Source organism: Rhizobium sp. SAFR-030, from assembly GCF_059415005.1.
This window is the reverse complement of the sequence record NZ_JBPFDO010000010.1, coordinates 1-15,776: the sequence shown is the minus strand read 5'-3', so window position 1 is coordinate 15,776 and position 15,776 is coordinate 1. Positions and strand designations below refer to the sequence as shown.

12 protein-coding genes and 1 pseudogene are annotated in these 15,776 nt (G+C 62.5%); 4 read left to right on the top strand and 9 right to left on the bottom strand.

Annotated elements, in window-relative coordinates; all coding sequences use genetic code 11:
• The first annotated feature begins 7 nt into the window (after positions 1 to 7).
• The gene (locus ACR65N_RS21770) at positions 8 to 913 is read left to right on the top strand and encodes a LysR family transcriptional regulator (protein ID WP_440458728.1); all 906 of its coding nucleotides are present in this window, start codon (positions 8 to 10) and stop codon (positions 911 to 913) included.
• A 62-nt stretch (positions 914 to 975) separates the two neighbouring features.
• Here ACR65N_RS21770 and ACR65N_RS21765 read toward each other — a convergent pair whose 3' ends face one another.
• From ACR65N_RS21765 to ACR65N_RS21755, 3 genes are all read right to left on the bottom strand, one after another.
• On the bottom strand, positions 976 to 1,284 hold the full coding sequence (locus tag ACR65N_RS21765) for a Dabb family protein (RefSeq protein ID WP_440458727.1): 309 nt from the start codon (positions 1,282 to 1,284) through the stop codon (positions 976 to 978).
• Between the two features lie 185 nt (positions 1,285 to 1,469).
• Positions 1,470 to 3,548, bottom strand: a complete 2,079-nt coding sequence (locus ACR65N_RS21760) for a carboxy terminal-processing peptidase (protein ID WP_440458726.1) — start codon at positions 3,546 to 3,548, stop codon at positions 1,470 to 1,472.
• A gap of 160 nt (positions 3,549 to 3,708) precedes the next feature.
• Positions 3,709 to 5,493 (bottom strand): glycoside hydrolase family 15 protein, encoded by a 1,785-nt coding sequence (locus ACR65N_RS21755; protein WP_440458725.1) that lies wholly within the window; start codon positions 5,491 to 5,493, stop codon positions 3,709 to 3,711.
• Between the two features lie 318 nt (positions 5,494 to 5,811).
• Between ACR65N_RS21755 and ACR65N_RS21750 the strand changes: the two genes are divergently transcribed.
• Complete coding sequence (locus ACR65N_RS21750) at positions 5,812 to 6,678, top strand: SDR family oxidoreductase (protein WP_440458724.1); 867 nt, start codon at positions 5,812 to 5,814, stop codon at positions 6,676 to 6,678.
• A gap of 193 nt (positions 6,679 to 6,871) precedes the next feature.
• Here ACR65N_RS21750 and ACR65N_RS21745 read toward each other — a convergent pair whose 3' ends face one another.
• The 6 genes and pseudogenes from ACR65N_RS21745 to ACR65N_RS21720 form a co-directional block, all read right to left on the bottom strand.
• Positions 6,872 to 8,074 carry a cytochrome P450 gene (locus ACR65N_RS21745; protein ID WP_440458723.1) on the bottom strand — a complete coding sequence of 401 codons (1,203 nt, stop codon included), beginning with the start codon at positions 8,072 to 8,074 and terminating at the stop codon, positions 6,872 to 6,874.
• A gap of 259 nt (positions 8,075 to 8,333) precedes the next feature.
• On the bottom strand, positions 8,334 to 8,669 hold the full coding sequence (locus ACR65N_RS21740; protein WP_440458722.1) for a hypothetical protein: 336 nt from the start codon (positions 8,667 to 8,669) through the stop codon (positions 8,334 to 8,336).
• 203 nt (positions 8,670 to 8,872) lie between these two features.
• Positions 8,873 to 9,967 carry a helix-turn-helix domain-containing protein gene (locus ACR65N_RS21735; RefSeq protein ID WP_440458721.1) on the bottom strand — a complete coding sequence of 365 codons (1,095 nt, stop codon included), beginning with the start codon at positions 9,965 to 9,967 and terminating at the stop codon, positions 8,873 to 8,875.
• Between the two features lie 118 nt (positions 9,968 to 10,085).
• On the bottom strand, positions 10,086 to 10,802 hold the full coding sequence (locus tag ACR65N_RS21730) for an alpha/beta fold hydrolase (protein WP_440458747.1): 717 nt from the start codon (positions 10,800 to 10,802) through the stop codon (positions 10,086 to 10,088).
• Between the two features lie 485 nt (positions 10,803 to 11,287).
• Entirely contained in the window at positions 11,288 to 13,330 is a 2,043-nt protein-coding gene (locus tag ACR65N_RS21725) for an ATP-binding protein (RefSeq protein ID WP_440458746.1), read from the bottom strand.
• A 645-nt stretch (positions 13,331 to 13,975) separates the two neighbouring features.
• Positions 13,976 to 14,263: pseudogene (locus tag ACR65N_RS21720) on the bottom strand (PAS domain-containing protein); the annotation flags it as partial.
• Positions 14,264 to 14,648: 385 nt separating this feature from the next.
• Between ACR65N_RS21720 and ACR65N_RS21715 the strand changes: the two are divergent.
• Both ACR65N_RS21715 and ACR65N_RS21710 read left to right on the top strand, forming a co-directional pair.
• Positions 14,649 to 15,296, top strand: coding sequence for a response regulator transcription factor (locus tag ACR65N_RS21715; protein WP_440458745.1), 648 nt, complete (start codon positions 14,649 to 14,651; stop codon positions 15,294 to 15,296).
• Positions 15,297 to 15,364: 68 nt separating this feature from the next.
• Entirely contained in the window at positions 15,365 to 15,751 is a 387-nt protein-coding gene (locus ACR65N_RS21710; protein WP_440458720.1) for a response regulator transcription factor, read from the top strand.
• The last annotated feature ends 25 nt before the right edge of the window (positions 15,752 to 15,776 follow it).

The window sequence follows — 15,776 nt, the reverse complement described above, 5'->3', positions numbered from 1 at the left end:
CCATTTCATGGATCTACATGGTATCGACCTTAACCTTCTCGTCGCTTTCGACGCACTGATGGCAGAGCGCAGCGTCACCCGCGCCGGTGTCCGGATCGGACGGACACAGCCGGCAATGAGCGCTGCGCTTTCGCGACTGCGGGCACTGCTGGGCGACGAGCTGTTTGTTCGAAGCCCCGAGGGACTGCAGCCCACGCCCCGCGCGATGGACCTTGCCGAGCCGCTCGGCCGCGCGCTCGCCGAAATCCAGAGGACGCTTTCCTTCACGCAGGTCTTCGACCCGACCATCTCGAAGGCGACCTTCTCCATCGGCCTTTCCGAGCATGCCGCCTTCACCGTTCTTCCGAAGCTGCTCGCCACCCTCCGGCAACAGGCACCGGACATCGTGCTACGGGTGCGCAATCTGGTGCATCGGGATGAAGCGGTCGCACTTCTCGACGCGGGCGAAGCCGATATCACGCTCGGCGTTCCGCATGCTCCGGTCGGTCGCCTTCTCAGCCAGACGCTCTTCGAGGAAAGCTTCGTCTGCATCCTGCGCAAGGATCATCCAGAGGCAGGTCGGCCGTTGACGCTCGAAGCCTTCCTGAGCATGTCGCATCTTCTCGTATCGCCGGAGAACGAGCGGTTTGGCGCGGTGGACGCGGCACTGGCGAAGGAGGGGTTGAAGCGACGGCTGGCGCTGACCTTGCCGCAGCTCTACGCGGCGCCGGCTCTGATTGCCGCCTCCGACCTCGTCGCCACGCTCATGGAAGGTGTGGTGCAAGCGTCTGGCTGGTCCGACAGGCTCTATGTCTCACCACCGCCTCTGGACCTCGGAAAGGTGACGTTCAACATGTCCTGGCATCGGCGCAACGATGTTCATCCGGCACAGCGGTGGCTGCGCGGGATGATCCAGACGCTGGAGCGGGGGTGACGTCTAGGTGCGGCTAGGAGCAGGCCGGTCCGATGCCAGCCCCAACGGCCATAAAACTGACGTCAGATCAGGCTGCGCGTGGTTGCCTCGTCCGTATCGAAGTCGGCGGCAATGCGCATCTCGCGGATCGGCCGAACCATGTCGATCGACGCCTGGTAATGCGGATGAGCCTTGAAGGCATCGAGCGCTTCAAGGCTTTCGAACTCGCCATAGACGACAAGATCGACCTCGTTGCCGAAGAGATCGCGCTTCACGCTCGCCCCGACCTCGAACTTCTGCGCATGCGGAATTTCGGTGAGAAGCGACAGCCCTCTGCGGACCTCCTCCACCTTGTCCTCGGATGCCGTGAAGAAGACGATGTGGCGGATCATGGGCATTTTCCGAATGCTGTGAGCGACTTGGACCGCCTTCTAGCCTGTGTCGGTCGCTCAGGGAAGCAGGCGCACGCGTCGTCGGGCCGTCTGGGGAAGGATCTGAAATAATCACGATCGGTGGACCGCTCCACTGTCGAAGAGGTCCACGGATCGCCAGATGATGCCGTCAGCAGCCAGCGGGCCTACCTTGTGACCTTCAGCAGGTCGACCTGATCGGCAACGATTGCTGCGGCTTCGGTCTGCAGGACATCCTTTTCGTTCTTGCGCGCATTTTCAATGGCCACATCGGCGCTCAGACTGCGCTCGTTCGACTGCAGTCCGTCATCCTCGCCTGCGGGGCCATCCGCCCCCGCGTCGCTGCTGGCCTTCAGGCGTTCGGCCGCGGACTCCATTTCGCGTTTCCGCTCGGCTTCGTTGAGAGACACGAGACCCTTCGCACGCTCGGCCTTCAGTGCGGTGGCGTTTTCGGCGAACCGCTGGAACTCTGCATTGTCCTGCACGCGCGCATCGTGGCGCTGCTGCAGTTGCGGCAGTAGTGGCTTGATATTGGCCTTTGCCTTGTAGGTCGCCGGCTTGATCTGAGCCCAGGGCAAGGCATTCTCGTAGCTCTCCTCGCCCAGGGTCTTCGGGTCCGACAGGCTCGGCAGGCTGATGTCCGGTGTGACGCCGCGCAGCTGCGTCGTGCCGCCGTCGATGCGGAAGAACTGGGCGATCGTCAGCTTCAGCTGCCCGAATGTCGGCGTGCTGTTGCGGGCAATCTGGTCGAGGTCGACGACCGTCTGCACAGTACCCTTGCCAAAGCTCTGTTCGCCGACAATCACGCCGCGGCCGTAATCCTGTATGGCTGCCGCAAAAATCTCGGAGGCCGATGCCGAACCGCGATTGATCAGCACTGCGAGCGGACCGGCCCAGGCCGGCTGCCGACGATCATCGCTTTCCACTTCGACCTTGCCCGAAGCGTCGCGCTGCTGGACGACGGGACCTCGACCGACGAACAGGCCTGTCAGGTCGATGGCTTCCGTCAGCGAACCGCCGCCGTTGTTACGAAGGTCGATCAATACCCCGTCGACATTCTCCTGCTTCAGCTCGCCGAGAAGCTTGGCGACGTCGCGGCTGGCGCTGCGATAATTCTTGTCGCCCTTCCGCCGCGCTTCGAAATCCTCGTAGAAGACCGGCAGGGTGATCACGCCGATCTTGCGAGCGGCACTGCCTTCACCGACCAGCACGATGGTCTTCTTCGCCGCCTGCTTTTCGAGGCTCACCTTGTCCCGCACCAGGCTGATAACCCGATGACTTCCACTCTCGCCGCCGTCAACGGGAAGGATATCCAGGCGAACGATCGAGTCCTTGGCTCCGCGGATCAGTTGCACCACTTCATCCAGCCGCGTGCCGACGACTTCCGTGATAGCGCCTTCGGCACCCTGGCCGACGCCGACGATGCGATCGCCGACGGCGATCTTTCCGGAAAGCTGGGCGGGTCCCCCCGGCACGAGTTCCCGCACGGTCGTATAGCCGTCCCGTTCCTGCAGGACCGCACCGATGCCGACGAGCGAAAGCTTCATCGAGATGTCGAAATCGGCCGAGGCGGCGGCGCCGAAATAATCCGTGTGCGGATCGACGGAGGTGGTGTAGGCGGCCATGAACGACTGGAAGACGTCGCTGCTCTTGTAGCTATAAACGCGGTCGAGCAGATTCTTGTAGCGCTTGTCGAGTGTATCGCGAATGACTGCATCGGACTGACCGACCAGCTTCAACCGCAGCCAGTCGTTCTTGACGCGCTTGCGCCACACATCATTGGCCTGTTGCTCGGTCTGCGGCCAGGGCTCCTCATCACGCACGAGCGAAAGATCTTCCTTCGTGCTGAAGTCGAACCCCTGCTTGATCTGGCTCCGCGCAAACGTCACCCGCTCCACCATGCGCTGCGCATAGGTGCCGAAGATCGAGAACGGGATGTCCAGGTTTTCGCTCTTGATGGCATCGTCCAGGCCGGTGCGATCGGCCATGAACGTGTCGATGTCGGCCTGCAGGAAGAAACTCCGGTCCGGATCCAGCGACTTCAGATAGCTGTCCATGATCTTTGCCGACAGGGCATCGTCGAGCGGAACGGGCTTGTAAGCGTAGCGAGACAGGAACTGGGCACTCAGACTGGCGGCCTGCCCCTGTGTTTCGAGCGGCGTCAGGCGCGGCGGGGGCGCATCGAGGGAATAGGCTGGCGACGCAAAAGCGAGGAAGAGGACAAGGATACTTTTCTTGAGGTGCATCGAGTAGTCTTCCTTCAGCATATTGCAGCTTCGTCGTGTTTGTTGTGAACCACCCAGCGCGCGTGTTGGCAACCTGACCACTGCACACTATTTCGTGCGCCGTCTAGAGACCGACCTTTCGGGCGAAATTCTGACCGATGCCGCGACGCGGCCCCCAGCTTCACCTGTTTTCCTGCAGCGAAAAAATGGCATGCAGCAAAGCGAGGTGACTGAGCCCCTGCGGCAGGTTGCCAAGCCCCTCACCCGTATAGGGGTCGATCTGCTCGTTCAGGATGCCGAAATTGTTTCCCAGCTTCTCCAGCAGTGCCTTGAGCAGATCTTCCGCATGGTCGACATCACCCAGGAAGGCATAGGCTTCGACAAGCCAGCAGGAGCAGGCGACGAACGCGCCTTCCTCACGGTCAGCACCACTGTACCGATAGACGAGCGGTCCCACGGCAAGTTCCCGCTCGATCGCATCGCGCGTTCTGGCAAGCCTTCCGCCATGCTCGAACCCGAAGCGCGTGGTCAGCAGGAGGGACGCGTCCAGCCGATCGGTTCCGGCATAGAATGTGTAGGACTGCTTGGTGTGCGACCAGCAGTGCTCATCGATCCAGTCGCGGATGAGATCCCTCTCCATCGCCCAGCGCTCGACGGACGAACTTTCAATATGCCCCTCCTCGGCAAGCTTGATGGCATTGGACAGGGCAAGCCAGCAGCCGATCTTGGAGAAGGTATAATGCTGCTTGTCCTCCAGTTCCCAGATACCGGCGTCCTTGTTCCGCCATAGGTCGACCACCTGGTCGGCAAGCCGTACCAGGAGCTTTGCCGCGACGGGGTCAAGCACATGGCCACGGCCTGCAAACAGCGCGGCGGTTTCCAGGAAGTCGCCGTAGCAGCCGAGCTGCACCTGATCCCTCGCGCGGTTGCCCACCCTGACGGGGGTCGATCCTCGGTAGCCGGGAACGTCGATCACCCGCTCGTCCGGCACCTGTTCGCCGCGCAGCGTATAGACGACCTTCAGCATCGGACCGTCACCCTCGATCGTCCGGACCAGCCAGCCGAAGGCTGCGATCGGTTCGGACAGAGCCCCAGCGCGCAGGAACGCCTTGACGGTATAGGCGGCGTCGCGGATCCAGGCATAGCGATAGTCGTAGTTCTTGGCTCCCCCAATGCGCTCGGGAAGGCCGGAGGTCGCAGCCGCAGCGATCGCTCCGGTCTTGCTAAACATCAGGAACTTCAGCGACAGCGCGCAGCGGATCAGATCGTCCGCGAACGGTCCATCATAGGTGAGCTGGTCTGCCCAGCGCCGCCATTCTTCGTCGCTGAGGTCGATGCGCCGGTCGATGTCGGCCAGGTCTGGTATGGGGAGCGGCGCCTGATCGGCGACAAGCATAGCGACACAGGTGCGCTGACCGGCCTTCGCGGTATAGCGGGCCACTGTTCGTCGGTCCTCCTCGGTGATGAGATCGACATCGCTCGAGTGGCAGAACGTGGTCGTCAGGCCGCCGACATAGCGGATGGTGGCGCTCGGGTGATCCACATGCCTCACCTCCTCCTCACGCCCGGTCGGCTCGATGACGATCTCGAATTCGACCGTGCCTTCCAGGCCTTCGATGCGCCGGGCAAGTTCGCACCAGGGGAGCGTTCCTGCCGGTCCCAGATTCAGGGCCTCGGTGACGCGGGCAGAGCCGGTGTCGGTGATGAACACCGTCTCCAGGATGTTGCTGTTCTTGCGGTACCGGCGCTCGATGCGAAAGACGCCGACCGGCGTCAGCGAGAAACGCCCGCCGTTTGCATCGTGCAATCGGTTGAAAAGCGGCGGCGCATCCATGTCGGGTGCGCACCACCAGTCGATCGATCCGTCAGCCCCGACAAGCGCGACCGATCGGCCGTCTCCCACTGCGGCGTAGTGTTCAAGCGGAAGGAAGCCATCCCGTCTCTGGGGATCAAGGGAGTGCAGCATCGGCTCACACCTTTCCGCTGAGGAGGACCCGCGGCGCTCTGACAGCCGGGCTCTGCCGCCTGCCCGGCACAGCGGATGGCATGGATGCCCGCCCATCCAACGAACCCTTGCCGGAGGGTGTGTACGGCGCGGTCAAAACATCTGAGGGAAGTCGCATGTCGAGGCGTATCTCCAATGGCCGGCTTGTCATTCGGGCTTCGACCAACAAAAGGCGCAGGGCGCGCGGGAAGTTCCAGAAGGCCCGACGCGCGGAAGTCGCGGAACACTTCGTGGCCGCGGCGGGTTAGCTCCCGCAACAGCAACCCGAAGGTGATGCCGATGTCCGATCAAGAACGCCGCCCCACGCCCCCCTATCCCGAGCAGCATCAGGAGCCGCCGGGCAGGACGAGCGACATGCAGCCGGTTCCCGATCACGGCGAGACTTCCTACCGCGGCGATGGCAAGCTGGAAGGAAAGGTCGCCTTGATCACCGGCGCCGACTCCGGGATTGGCCGGGCGGTCGCAATCGCCTTTGCCCGCGAGGGTGCCGACGTCCTCATCTCCTACCTCAACGAAGATGAAGATGCCGCCGATACCGCAAAATGGGTCCGGGATGCCGGCCGCAGGGCGGTCGTCGTTGCCGGTGACATCACGTCCGAAGAGCACTGCAATTCGCTCGTCAAACGCGCGGTCGACGAGTTGGGCGGCCTGGATATCCTCGTCAACAACGCAGCCTTCCAGCGAACCTATGACGATATTGCCGACATCCCGGCGCAGGAGTGGGACGAAACATTCCGGACGAACATCTATGCGCCGTTCTTCCTGTCCAAGGCGGCTGTCCCTCACATGAAGCCGGGCAGTGCCATCATCAACACGACGTCGATCCAGTCGCGCCAGCCGTCACCGCAGCTGCTCGCCTATGCCTCGACGAAGGGCGCCATCCTCAACTTCACTGCCGGGCTCGCGGAGATGGTGGCCGATCGTGGGATCCGCGTGAACGCCGTTGCGCCTGGGCCGATCTGGACGCCACTGATACCGTCGACCATGCCGCCCGAGAAGGCTGCCAAGTTCGGCCAGCAGACGCTGATCGGCAGGGCCGGTCAGCCTGCGGAACTGGCTGGCGCCTATGTGCTGCTGGCATCCGAACTCGGCAGCTACATGACCGGCGCCGTGATCCCGGTCACCGGCGGCGAGGTGATGATCTGACGCTGCCGGTGACCGGCGCGACAGTTCGATCCGTCGTGCAGTTGGGGGCGTGATGGCAAGCGGCGCGAAGGGCGGGCCGGAGTGGACCCGCCCGCTCCCCCAACAGTGGCGGCATAGGCGTCTCAGGCGAAAAGTCGGCTTTCGTAGGATGCGCGACGCGCATGTCCGCCTAAACATGTAGGCCGAATGCCGATCATGGCTTCCAGCTGACCCGGCACTCACTTGTCTTGCGGACGAAGTGGTGGCCATGAAATGTCGCCGTCCCGTCCAGCCGAAGGCCGGGCAGTCGCTGAGTCAGGACCGATAGCCCTTCCTCGAGCTCCGCCATCCCCAGCGCGTCGGCGACGCATTTATGGGCGCCACCGCCGAAGGCCAGCCGTGCCAGCTTCAGGTTGGGCCGCGTGATATCGAAGGCGTTCGGCCGATCGAAGACACGCTCGTCACGCAGGGCCGAAATGAACGAGAGCAACACCAATTGCCCGGCGGGCAGCATCCAGCCATCGATCTCGATCTCCTCCACCGAAACCCGCACGACGCCTGCAATGCCCGGCTCGAGGCGAAGGCCCTCCGCCACAGCGTTTGGCACCAAGGCCGGATCATCACAGACAGCCTTCCACTGTTCCGGCTCCGAGAGCAGGAGCACCGTCTGGGCAACCAGTGCGGTCCTCACAGACTCCGTCCCGCCGATGATGAGCTGGACGATCTGGACAAGCACCTCCAGCCTCGTCAGTTCATCCTCTTCGGAGAGCGTCAGATAGCGTGCGAGAAAGCCCTGCGATGGGTTCTTTTCCACGTCCTTCAGGAGGTCATCGAGATAATTCCGCAAACGAAGCGCGGCGTGCTCGGCCTCCGACACGGCCTGCTCGGTCGGAGCGGGTCGGAAGAACTCGTTCATGGCATGGACGTCGCGCATGAATGAAGGGACGTCTGGCTCCGGGATCCCAAGCAGGCCCGCCAAGGCAAGAAGTGGAAGTTTGGCGGCATAGTCGGACGCCAGATCGAAACTGCCGCTGTCGTGGAACGTGTCGATCAGGGCATTGGCCGCGCCCCCGACATGCTGCCGAAACTCGTTTAACACCTCCGGGGCAAAGGCCCTCGAGAGCGCGGACCGGCGACGCGTGTGGACATCGTCATTGGCGGTCAGCACGCCATGTTCGAAGATGTCAAACAGGGAGCCTTGCGTGATACCGGCCTGAGCCGGCATTGCCGTTCCCGTTGCCTGCACCCGGGGATCGCGCAGGAGACGGCTGACATCATCGTAGCGCAGGACCATGGTGCCGCCCGTATCAAGCGAAATGAACGGAGAGGACGGACGGTAGTGGGCAAACACCCCATGGATGTCCGCTTCCAGATCGGAGGATGCCACCAAAGGGGCAGTTTGGATCGTGTCCAGCATGAGGATTTCCCTATCGAGGTCATGGGAACGGAATGAAATGGCGGGTCTGCTCGGCTGCTCGGCATCGTCGCGCACATCTGTGCCGATCAGCCCAGATCACCCATGGCAGTTGCCGGAGGCGCGTGTTGCTGACGGCACCTACCTACCTCATGTTTCTGCTTAATTCAACGTTTCTATCAATTATATCATTTTTCAGCTGTAACAGATGCGTGTTCGGCTACGGGGTTACTGGGGTTAAACCTCCACAACCTGCTGCAGATCAGAAACGGATGGCTTGGAGGCTCATGAGCGCCTCGATGATTTCAGAGAGTGCCCAGGAGTAGGCGCCGATCGATGCGAGCGAGATGAGCGCCGCGGCACCTGCGAGCCACAGCCCGCCTTGATCGACTGGTTCGATCGTCTCGCGAGTTCCGGTAGTCGGCACCGTCGGCGGCTCTTCAACCGGATCCGTCCCGGATGCGCGCGATGCTTCGATCTGATATCCGGATTGCCAGCGCCGGCGCGTGTGGAAACACACGATGACGCATTCCTGCGCCTGACGCTCGCCCGCAGGCCGGAGATCATCCCGTGGACGTTCGTCTTCGCGATTGCTCATAGCCGCTCACCCATTCCCGTTTCCGGGATGGATGCGGCGCAGGGATTTCCTCGGAGTTACACCGTGGCGGCTAAGGATTGCGTTTGACATTCCGCGCGCAGCAGGAGGCCGGGCCGCCTGAGTGGCTCCCCCGTCACGCCGACTGCAACGCGCGGCAATCGGCCGACTCGTCTTGCCCCGACGGCTACGCGCTCGGCGCCCGATCAGCCCGCAAGTCGCGCGAGGTCGATGTCGGGAGGCCGACCATCCCTGCTCTGCGCGCCATCCAGCACCGTCAGCCGGATCAGGTTGGAGATCGCGTCGGCGATCGCGATCAGCGCATCGCGCTCCTCGGTATTCAACGTCCGCGGGACGGTATCGATGATACAGACCGATCCCAGCGCGAACCCCAGCGGATCCCGGACCGGCGCTCCCGCGTAGAACCTGAAACCATAAGGTTCGTTGAGGGTGGGGTTCTGCTTATATGTCTCGACGCGTGTCAGATCCTCGATGACGGTCAGCTCATTGGCAACAAGCGTCTCGTTGCAGAAGGCCCAGTCCCGTGACGTGTCTTCACCGTCGAAACCGACCCTCGACTTGAACCATTGCTGGTCCTTCATGATCAGGGTGAACATCGCAATTGGCGCCTGCGTCGCATAGGCAGCGAGACGGACGAGGCGATCGAAACGGCTATCCGCTTCCGAGCCAACAAGTGCTGACCGCTTGACGGCGTCCAGCCGCGCCTTCTCGTTCCACGGAACGCCGAAGCCTGGCACTTCCTCACCGTCGGGCAGGCTGGCCTTGAGGTAGTCGACGACACTGGCACTGGTGGCCGCGACCGCGGTCATCATCGGTATCTGGGCCCTTTTCGCGCCCCGCGGGATCGGCGATGCCGCCCCCTTCCCGCTCATCGTGATAACGAGCGTCTGCCTGAACCGTGCGTCGCTGCTGAGCGAGGTTGTAAGCTTCCGGCGTTCCGCGTCCTCAACATTCTCGATGATGATGAGGGTGGGTGGTGCCGCTTGAAGATGCGCGCGAAATGGCGCGATATCCTCCGCCACGTCGATCAGCAGGCCGGAACCAGGAAGCCCCACCTGCTGCCACTCTGCGCCCCGGCCCTTGCCCGCAAGTATGACGGCGTGAGCGGTGAGATCTGCGGGTTCCTGCACCGGGTCATCGATGAGGTCCATGACGGCCTGGCGCCGGATCCGCCGATGCCCACCCGGTGTCTTCCACGACGGGAGCTGACCGCTCTCGACCCATAGCTGGGCGGTGCGAACCGACACGCCGAGGAGTTCGGCGGCATCCGCCGTCGTCAAAATGTCTTTCATGCGTCAGTCCCACTGCTGTGGAACGGATGTAGGCAAAATTAGCAAATTTGCAAGAATAGAACGCGCAGGCGGGATCGCATGGAGCAATCCCGCCTGCAGTTGCGTTTTACTTGCCGGCGAGAGACGTTGCCGCATTCTCGATCGTATCGGCTACTTCCTCGGCGCGGGTGATGAACAGGGCATGGCTGCCGGAGACCTTGGTGATCTTGGAGCCCATGCGTTCTGCCATGTGCACCAGCATTGCCTGATCGAATGCCTTGTCTTCCGTTGCGATGACGGCCCAGCTCGGCTTGCTGCGCCATGCGGCGTTCTTGAGCTTTGTGCTGAACGCCGACATGTTGATCGGAACCTGGGAGTTGGCCATGAAGGCCGCCTGGGCGTCGCTCACGTCGTGCGCAAAGCCCTGCTTGAACATGTCCCACTTGACGAAGCCAAAGCCGTCGTCGCCGATTTCGATGACGAATTCCGGCGTCGGAGCAAAGCCCTCATACTGCTGGGCGGTCGTTTCACCCGCGTCGGGAGCCAGAGCCGACACGTAGACGAGACCCGCTACCTTGGGGTGGAGCCCCGCTTCGGTGATCACGGTGCCGCCCCATGAATGACCGACGAGGATGGTCGGACCATTCTGAAGATCGAGAATACGGTTGGTGGCGGCAACATCGTCCTGGAGCGATGTCAGCGGGTTCTGGACGATCTGCACATGATAGCCGCGCGCGGTGAGCTTGTCGTAGACGTCGCGCCAGCCGGCGCCGTCGGCAAACGCGCCGTGCACGAGAACGACGTTCTTCACGGGAGCGGCCCCGGCTGCCATGGGCGTGAACATCGCCAGTGCCAGGGTGGTCGCGGTTGCCAGGGAAAGGGTGATCTGTGCCAGTTCCATCGTCATGTTCCTTCTTTGGGTGTTGTGTGTGAGCCGTAAGAACCTGTCTCCTTGCCGGGCAACGGACGGACGCGTTGCCCGGCTGGAGGTCGCTGAACGGACCCGCTTGGGAGGGGACATGAGGCCATCGATCAGCATCTGAAGGATGGCAGGAAGGCCGGCACAGGAATATCGACCATCCGTCTCGCCAGAGCATCCGTTGGTATGAGCGCACTACGCTGTTGGCGCCTGAGGCTGCCCGGACGGCAAGACGTATCGGTGATCACGAGGGGAGATGGCGATGCAGCGCCTGTCGTCAACGGAAGCAGGGCATCGCCGGCGCTCCTCCGGTCAGGGCTCTTTCGCTCCGGGGGAGTTGCAGCCGTCCGCGTAGCTGCAGGGGAACGCCTGCAGGCCAAACGCCTGAGGAACTGCGTGGGCTCTGACCGCTACTGCACCACCGGCAGGACGAAGGAGAACCGGGCGCCGCCGAGGGAACTCTCGTTGTCGGCGACCATGCGGCCTCCATGCGCTTCGATGATCGAGCGCGAGATCGGCAACCCCATGCCCATGCCACCGTCTTTCGTGGTGAAGAAGCTGTCGAAGATCCGGCTCGTCCCATCCACGCAGATCCCCGGTCCGGAATCTTCCACCGAGCATCGGACATGCACGTCTTCGTCCGCAATTCGGATCAGTACCTCGCGCCGCGGAGAATTGGTTGCCGAGATGGCCTGGACTGCATTCACAGCCATGTTCACGATGACCTGCTGGAGCTGGATACGGTCGACGGCAATGCGTGCCGAACCGTCCAGAGGCTGATGGGCGACCTTGACGTCGTGCGCCTGGAACTCATGCTTGAGGAAAAGGACCGCCTCGGCAACGAGATCATCGAGGGAGACGATTTCCTCGTGGATGCGCCGCGAAGCCATTGTGCGAACACGTGCAATCACGCTGGCCGCCCGCTGGGCGTCGGCAACAATCCGCGTGACGATCTCCCGGACTTCGGAGAGCGCGGGCGTGGGGCGGCTGAGCCAGCGCAGGCCCGCCTCTCCATAGGTGGTGATTGCCGCGAGCGGTTGATTGACCTCGTGGGCAATCGATGCCGTCAGTTCGCCGAGCATGGAGATCCGTGCCGCGTGCGCATAATCGGCCTCGATCTGCCGCAGCCTCCGCTCCGCCTGCTTCTTCTCGGTCGTATCGACGAAGGCATTGATCGTCACCCCCAGCCGTGCGAGCGCAGGCGGGAAGGACACGGTGAGCATGCCTTCCCGGGTCCGCCCGTCAAAGGTCGTGAGCGTGACTTCTTCCTCGTATGTGGAGACATCACTGTAGCGGTTTTGCAGCAGTCGTGCATAGACCTCCGGATGATCGCGCCACAGCGGCGTGATCGGGCCGCGAACCTCATCGGCATCCGCAGCGCCCAGCACCTTCAACGCCGCATCGTTCGCCTGTTCGATGATGGTATTGTCCATCGCAGTCCAGACAAGATCGGGATGCTCCGCCATATAGGCGCCCAGGTCCTCGATCCCCTGATCCTTCAACTCCTGCAGACACGTCAGCAGGCCCGTCGAGTTGACCTGGAGCACCGGAACCGGGACATGCTGGAAGAGGTCGCGAAAGCGCTGCTCGCTTTGCTCCATCTGGTTGAAGGCGTTGACGCGCTCGCTGATGTCGGTGACGGCAGCCAGTCCCCGGCGTCGGTCGTCCGTCGAGATCCACAGCGTGAACTGTGCATCGAATTCGGTACCATCCAGCCGCCTCAGGCGCGTCTCGATCGTCACGCTCGCTTCCTTCACGAGAACCGTCAGGACAGCGGCAGCGCCGTCTATCCATCTGTCGGGAGACCAGAAATGGTCGAGCGTCCCCAGAAGGTCCGACTTATCCGTCCCGCCGAACAGCGTCAGGGTCTGGTCGTTGACGTCGACGATCTGCGCGGCCTTCAGGATCGTCGCGACGCAGTCCGGATAGTCCTGCAGATAGATCGCGAAGTCACCATCGGTAGGCGGACCGGACGCCTCCAGCAGATCGTTGATCGCCGTCAGATCGAGCTCCCAGAAGGAGACCGTCATCGCCTGGAAGAGATCCTGGTAACGCCGCTCGCTGCGCCGCAACGCCTTGTCCGACCGCTTTCTGTCAGTGAAATCGACAAAGGCAGCCAGACTCTTGCTTTGATGGTGTCCATGTCTTGCTGTGGCGAACAGCACATCGACCACGTCTCCATCGAGACGCCTCATTTGCGCTTCGCCCTGGAAGAAACTCTCCCCCCGGTAACGCGCCTCCAGCGATTTCCGCAGCGTCGGCAGCCCGACATCCCAGTAGCGGGTGAGGTCCCCATTCATATCCTCGCGGAGTTTTGCACCGAAGAGATCCGCAGTGGTCTGGTTGACCTGTTCCACGAGCATAACGCTCATCGCCGCATCCAGGAACTCTGGATGCGCGTCGATGTAAGTCGACAAGTCCGTGACGCCCTGCCTGCGCAGCGCGCCGAACATCTCGACAAGGCCACTGGCATCGACCTCTGCCAAGGCGATCGGCATGTATTCGAACAGGTGCCTGTAGCGCCGTTCGCTTGCCTCGAGCGCTGCGAATGCTTCGCGGTCTGCCGACACGTCCCGCACGGCGAGAAGAATACGGACACCGCTTCCGTCTGCTGACGCAGGGACCGCTCTCACATCCGCGTCAAAAATCGTGGTGCCGTCGCGCAACAACCGGCATGCGCTTTGGGCCGGGCTGTTGTCCACCAGAACCGAAACCACCGTATCGACGAAGGCGTCCGCGCTTTCCTGCGGCCAGAAGCAGGTAACACTGCTCCCCGCCGGACCCAGTGCCGATGGCGCTGCCGCACGAGATCCTTCCGCCGATTGCTCCGCTTCCGCCACCCGTGCAACCCGCATCATCTGCGCAACGAGGCCCGGCTCGTTGCGCAGATGTTCGCGAATATCCGAGCGCTGATCCGCGCCGAGAACCGCCAGCATGCCCGCCAGCTCGGTGGCGTCGATCGAGACGACAGCGACACCGGCCGCAGCCAGCAGCCGGTGCAGATCATCCTTGTCGCTCGGCCGTTCAGTGACCGCAGCAGGTCGCGAAAACTCGACGACGGCAAGCGGGCTTCCATCATCGTTCCGCTGCAGCTTCAGCCTGGTCGACACCGGGACAGCGGTCGACGCGCCTCGTGCCCGGCGAAGGAACGTGGCGGACCACGTGCCGGCGGCCATCAGTTCGGCGTCCGATTGCAGCACCGGGTCGACTGCCGTTTCGCCGAACAGAGCCGCCATGCTCCTGCCGAGCGCATCCTCGCGCGCGATGCCGTAAATCCTCTCCGCCGCCCGATTCCAACCCGTGATCCTGCCGGCGAGGTCGCGCGTGATCGCGCCGTCATCGAGAAGATCGAGGACACTGCTATCATCAAGGGTGCAGCAACTCATGAGGCGGTTCTTTCGGGGACGGTGCTGACGGCAGTATCGATGTGGAAGTCTTCAAAGCCAAGGCACAGCAGTAAAGCAACGGCTTGCGGTTCAATCCTCGATATATCACAACCAGCCTAGCGAAAGGCCGCGACAACGTCTTCACTGATCGCGACCTTTTCCAGCGTCTTGAAGGCAGTCACTGCCGTCGAGAGGGCGAGAAGTGTTCGATGTGGACGCATCGCGATGGCATGTCTTTCCCACGCGCATCGTTGTGCCGCAATTATGGTCCGCTACCAGTGATGGCTCCAGAACACCCCAGCAAACTGCTTTTCACGCCGATCTTTATTTGGCATGACCTTGGATCCGGTCCCAGGTCTAGGGCCGCCCCTTTGAGAAAGAGGTCCTGGTGACGAAGCGTCCACCGATCATCTACATTATCGACGACGATGAATCCGTCCGGCTCTCGCTCGACAGCCTCTTCCGCTCGGTTGGCTTTGCAACGCAGACACTGGTTTCCACCGAGGAGTTTCTGGCGGCAGATCGCCCGGATACCGAGGCCTGTCTCGTCCTGGACATTCGCCTCAAGGGGACCAGCGGCCTGGATTTCCAGGAACAGCTTGCAGGCTCGAATATCCGCATGCCGGTTATCCTGATGACCGGCCACGGCGACATTCCGATGTCCGTGCGGGGCATGAAGGCCGGCGCCGTCGACTTCCTGACCAAGCCCTTCCGCGATCAGGACATGCTCGACGCGGTCGCCTCCGCCCTCAAGATGGATGGCAAAAGGCGCGCCAGTCAGGTGATGCTGGCCGATATCGAGGAGCGGTTCCACACGCTGACGTCCCGCGAGCAGCAGGTGATGCTGATGGTCACGCAAGGACTTCTGAACAAGCAGGTTGCCGGCAATCTGGGGATCAGCGAAGTGACCGTGAAGATCCACCGCGGCTCGGCGATGAAGAAGATGGGCGCACGAACGCTCCCCGATCTGGTCCGGATGGCCGATGTCCTGAAGCAACGGGGTCTGCCGGACGCCGCTAACACCACCGTATGATTTCGGTGGCGGGGAAACTGTGCGATTGAGGGGTCGACTGAAGTCTCTCTGCCGAAAAGGCCCATTCGATGCCGGCGCCCACGAACGTGCATATCGTAGTCATCGATGACGATGACTCCTTCCGCATCGCAACGGAAGGGCTGGTCAGATCGCTCGGCTACACGGTCGCGGGTTACGCGTCTGCAGAGGCTTTCTTCGACACGCAATCCGCCCGGGACGCCGACTGCATCATCTCAGATATTCAGATGCCCGGCATGACCGGCATCGAGATGAAACAGCGCCTGAACGAAGAAGGCACCGGCATTGCCGTCATCTTCGTCTCGGCGCAGACCGATGCAAGCCTGCCGCGACGTGTCAGCGAATGTGGCGGCTTCATCCTGCTGCACAAGCCGTTCCATGGGCAGGTGCTGATCGACGCCATCCATCGGGCGATCGGAACCCTTGCGCCGCAATAGAGCGGTATCGGTGGTGGCTCTCCGC

What these genes read in the sequence shown, in the direction of transcription:
- ACR65N_RS21770 (WP_440458728.1), top strand. Translation starts at nt 8, where the DNA reads ATGGATCTACATGGTATCGACCTTAACCTTCTCGTCGCTTTCGACGCA.
- ACR65N_RS21765 (WP_440458727.1), bottom strand. Translation starts at nt 1,284, where the DNA reads ATGATCCGCCACATCGTCTTCTTCACGGCATCCGAGGACAAGGTGGAG.
- ACR65N_RS21760 (WP_440458726.1), bottom strand. Translation starts at nt 3,548, where the DNA reads ATGCACCTCAAGAAAAGTATCCTTGTCCTCTTCCTCGCTTTTGCGTCG.
- ACR65N_RS21755 (WP_440458725.1), bottom strand. Translation starts at nt 5,493, where the DNA reads ATGCTGCACTCCCTTGATCCCCAGAGACGGGATGGCTTCCTTCCGCTT.
- ACR65N_RS21750 (WP_440458724.1), top strand. Translation starts at nt 5,812, where the DNA reads ATGTCCGATCAAGAACGCCGCCCCACGCCCCCCTATCCCGAGCAGCAT.
- ACR65N_RS21745 (WP_440458723.1), bottom strand. Translation starts at nt 8,074, where the DNA reads ATGCTGGACACGATCCAAACTGCCCCTTTGGTGGCATCCTCCGATCTG.
- ACR65N_RS21740 (WP_440458722.1), bottom strand. Translation starts at nt 8,669, where the DNA reads ATGAGCAATCGCGAAGACGAACGTCCACGGGATGATCTCCGGCCTGCG.
- ACR65N_RS21730 (WP_440458747.1), bottom strand. Translation starts at nt 10,802, where the DNA reads ATGTTCACGCCCATGGCAGCCGGGGCCGCTCCCGTGAAGAACGTCGTT.
- ACR65N_RS21725 (WP_440458746.1), bottom strand. Translation starts at nt 13,330, where the DNA reads ATGTTCGGCGCGCTGCGCAGGCAGGGCGTCACGGACTTGTCGACTTAC.
- ACR65N_RS21710 (WP_440458720.1), top strand. Translation starts at nt 15,365, where the DNA reads ATGCCGGCGCCCACGAACGTGCATATCGTAGTCATCGATGACGATGAC.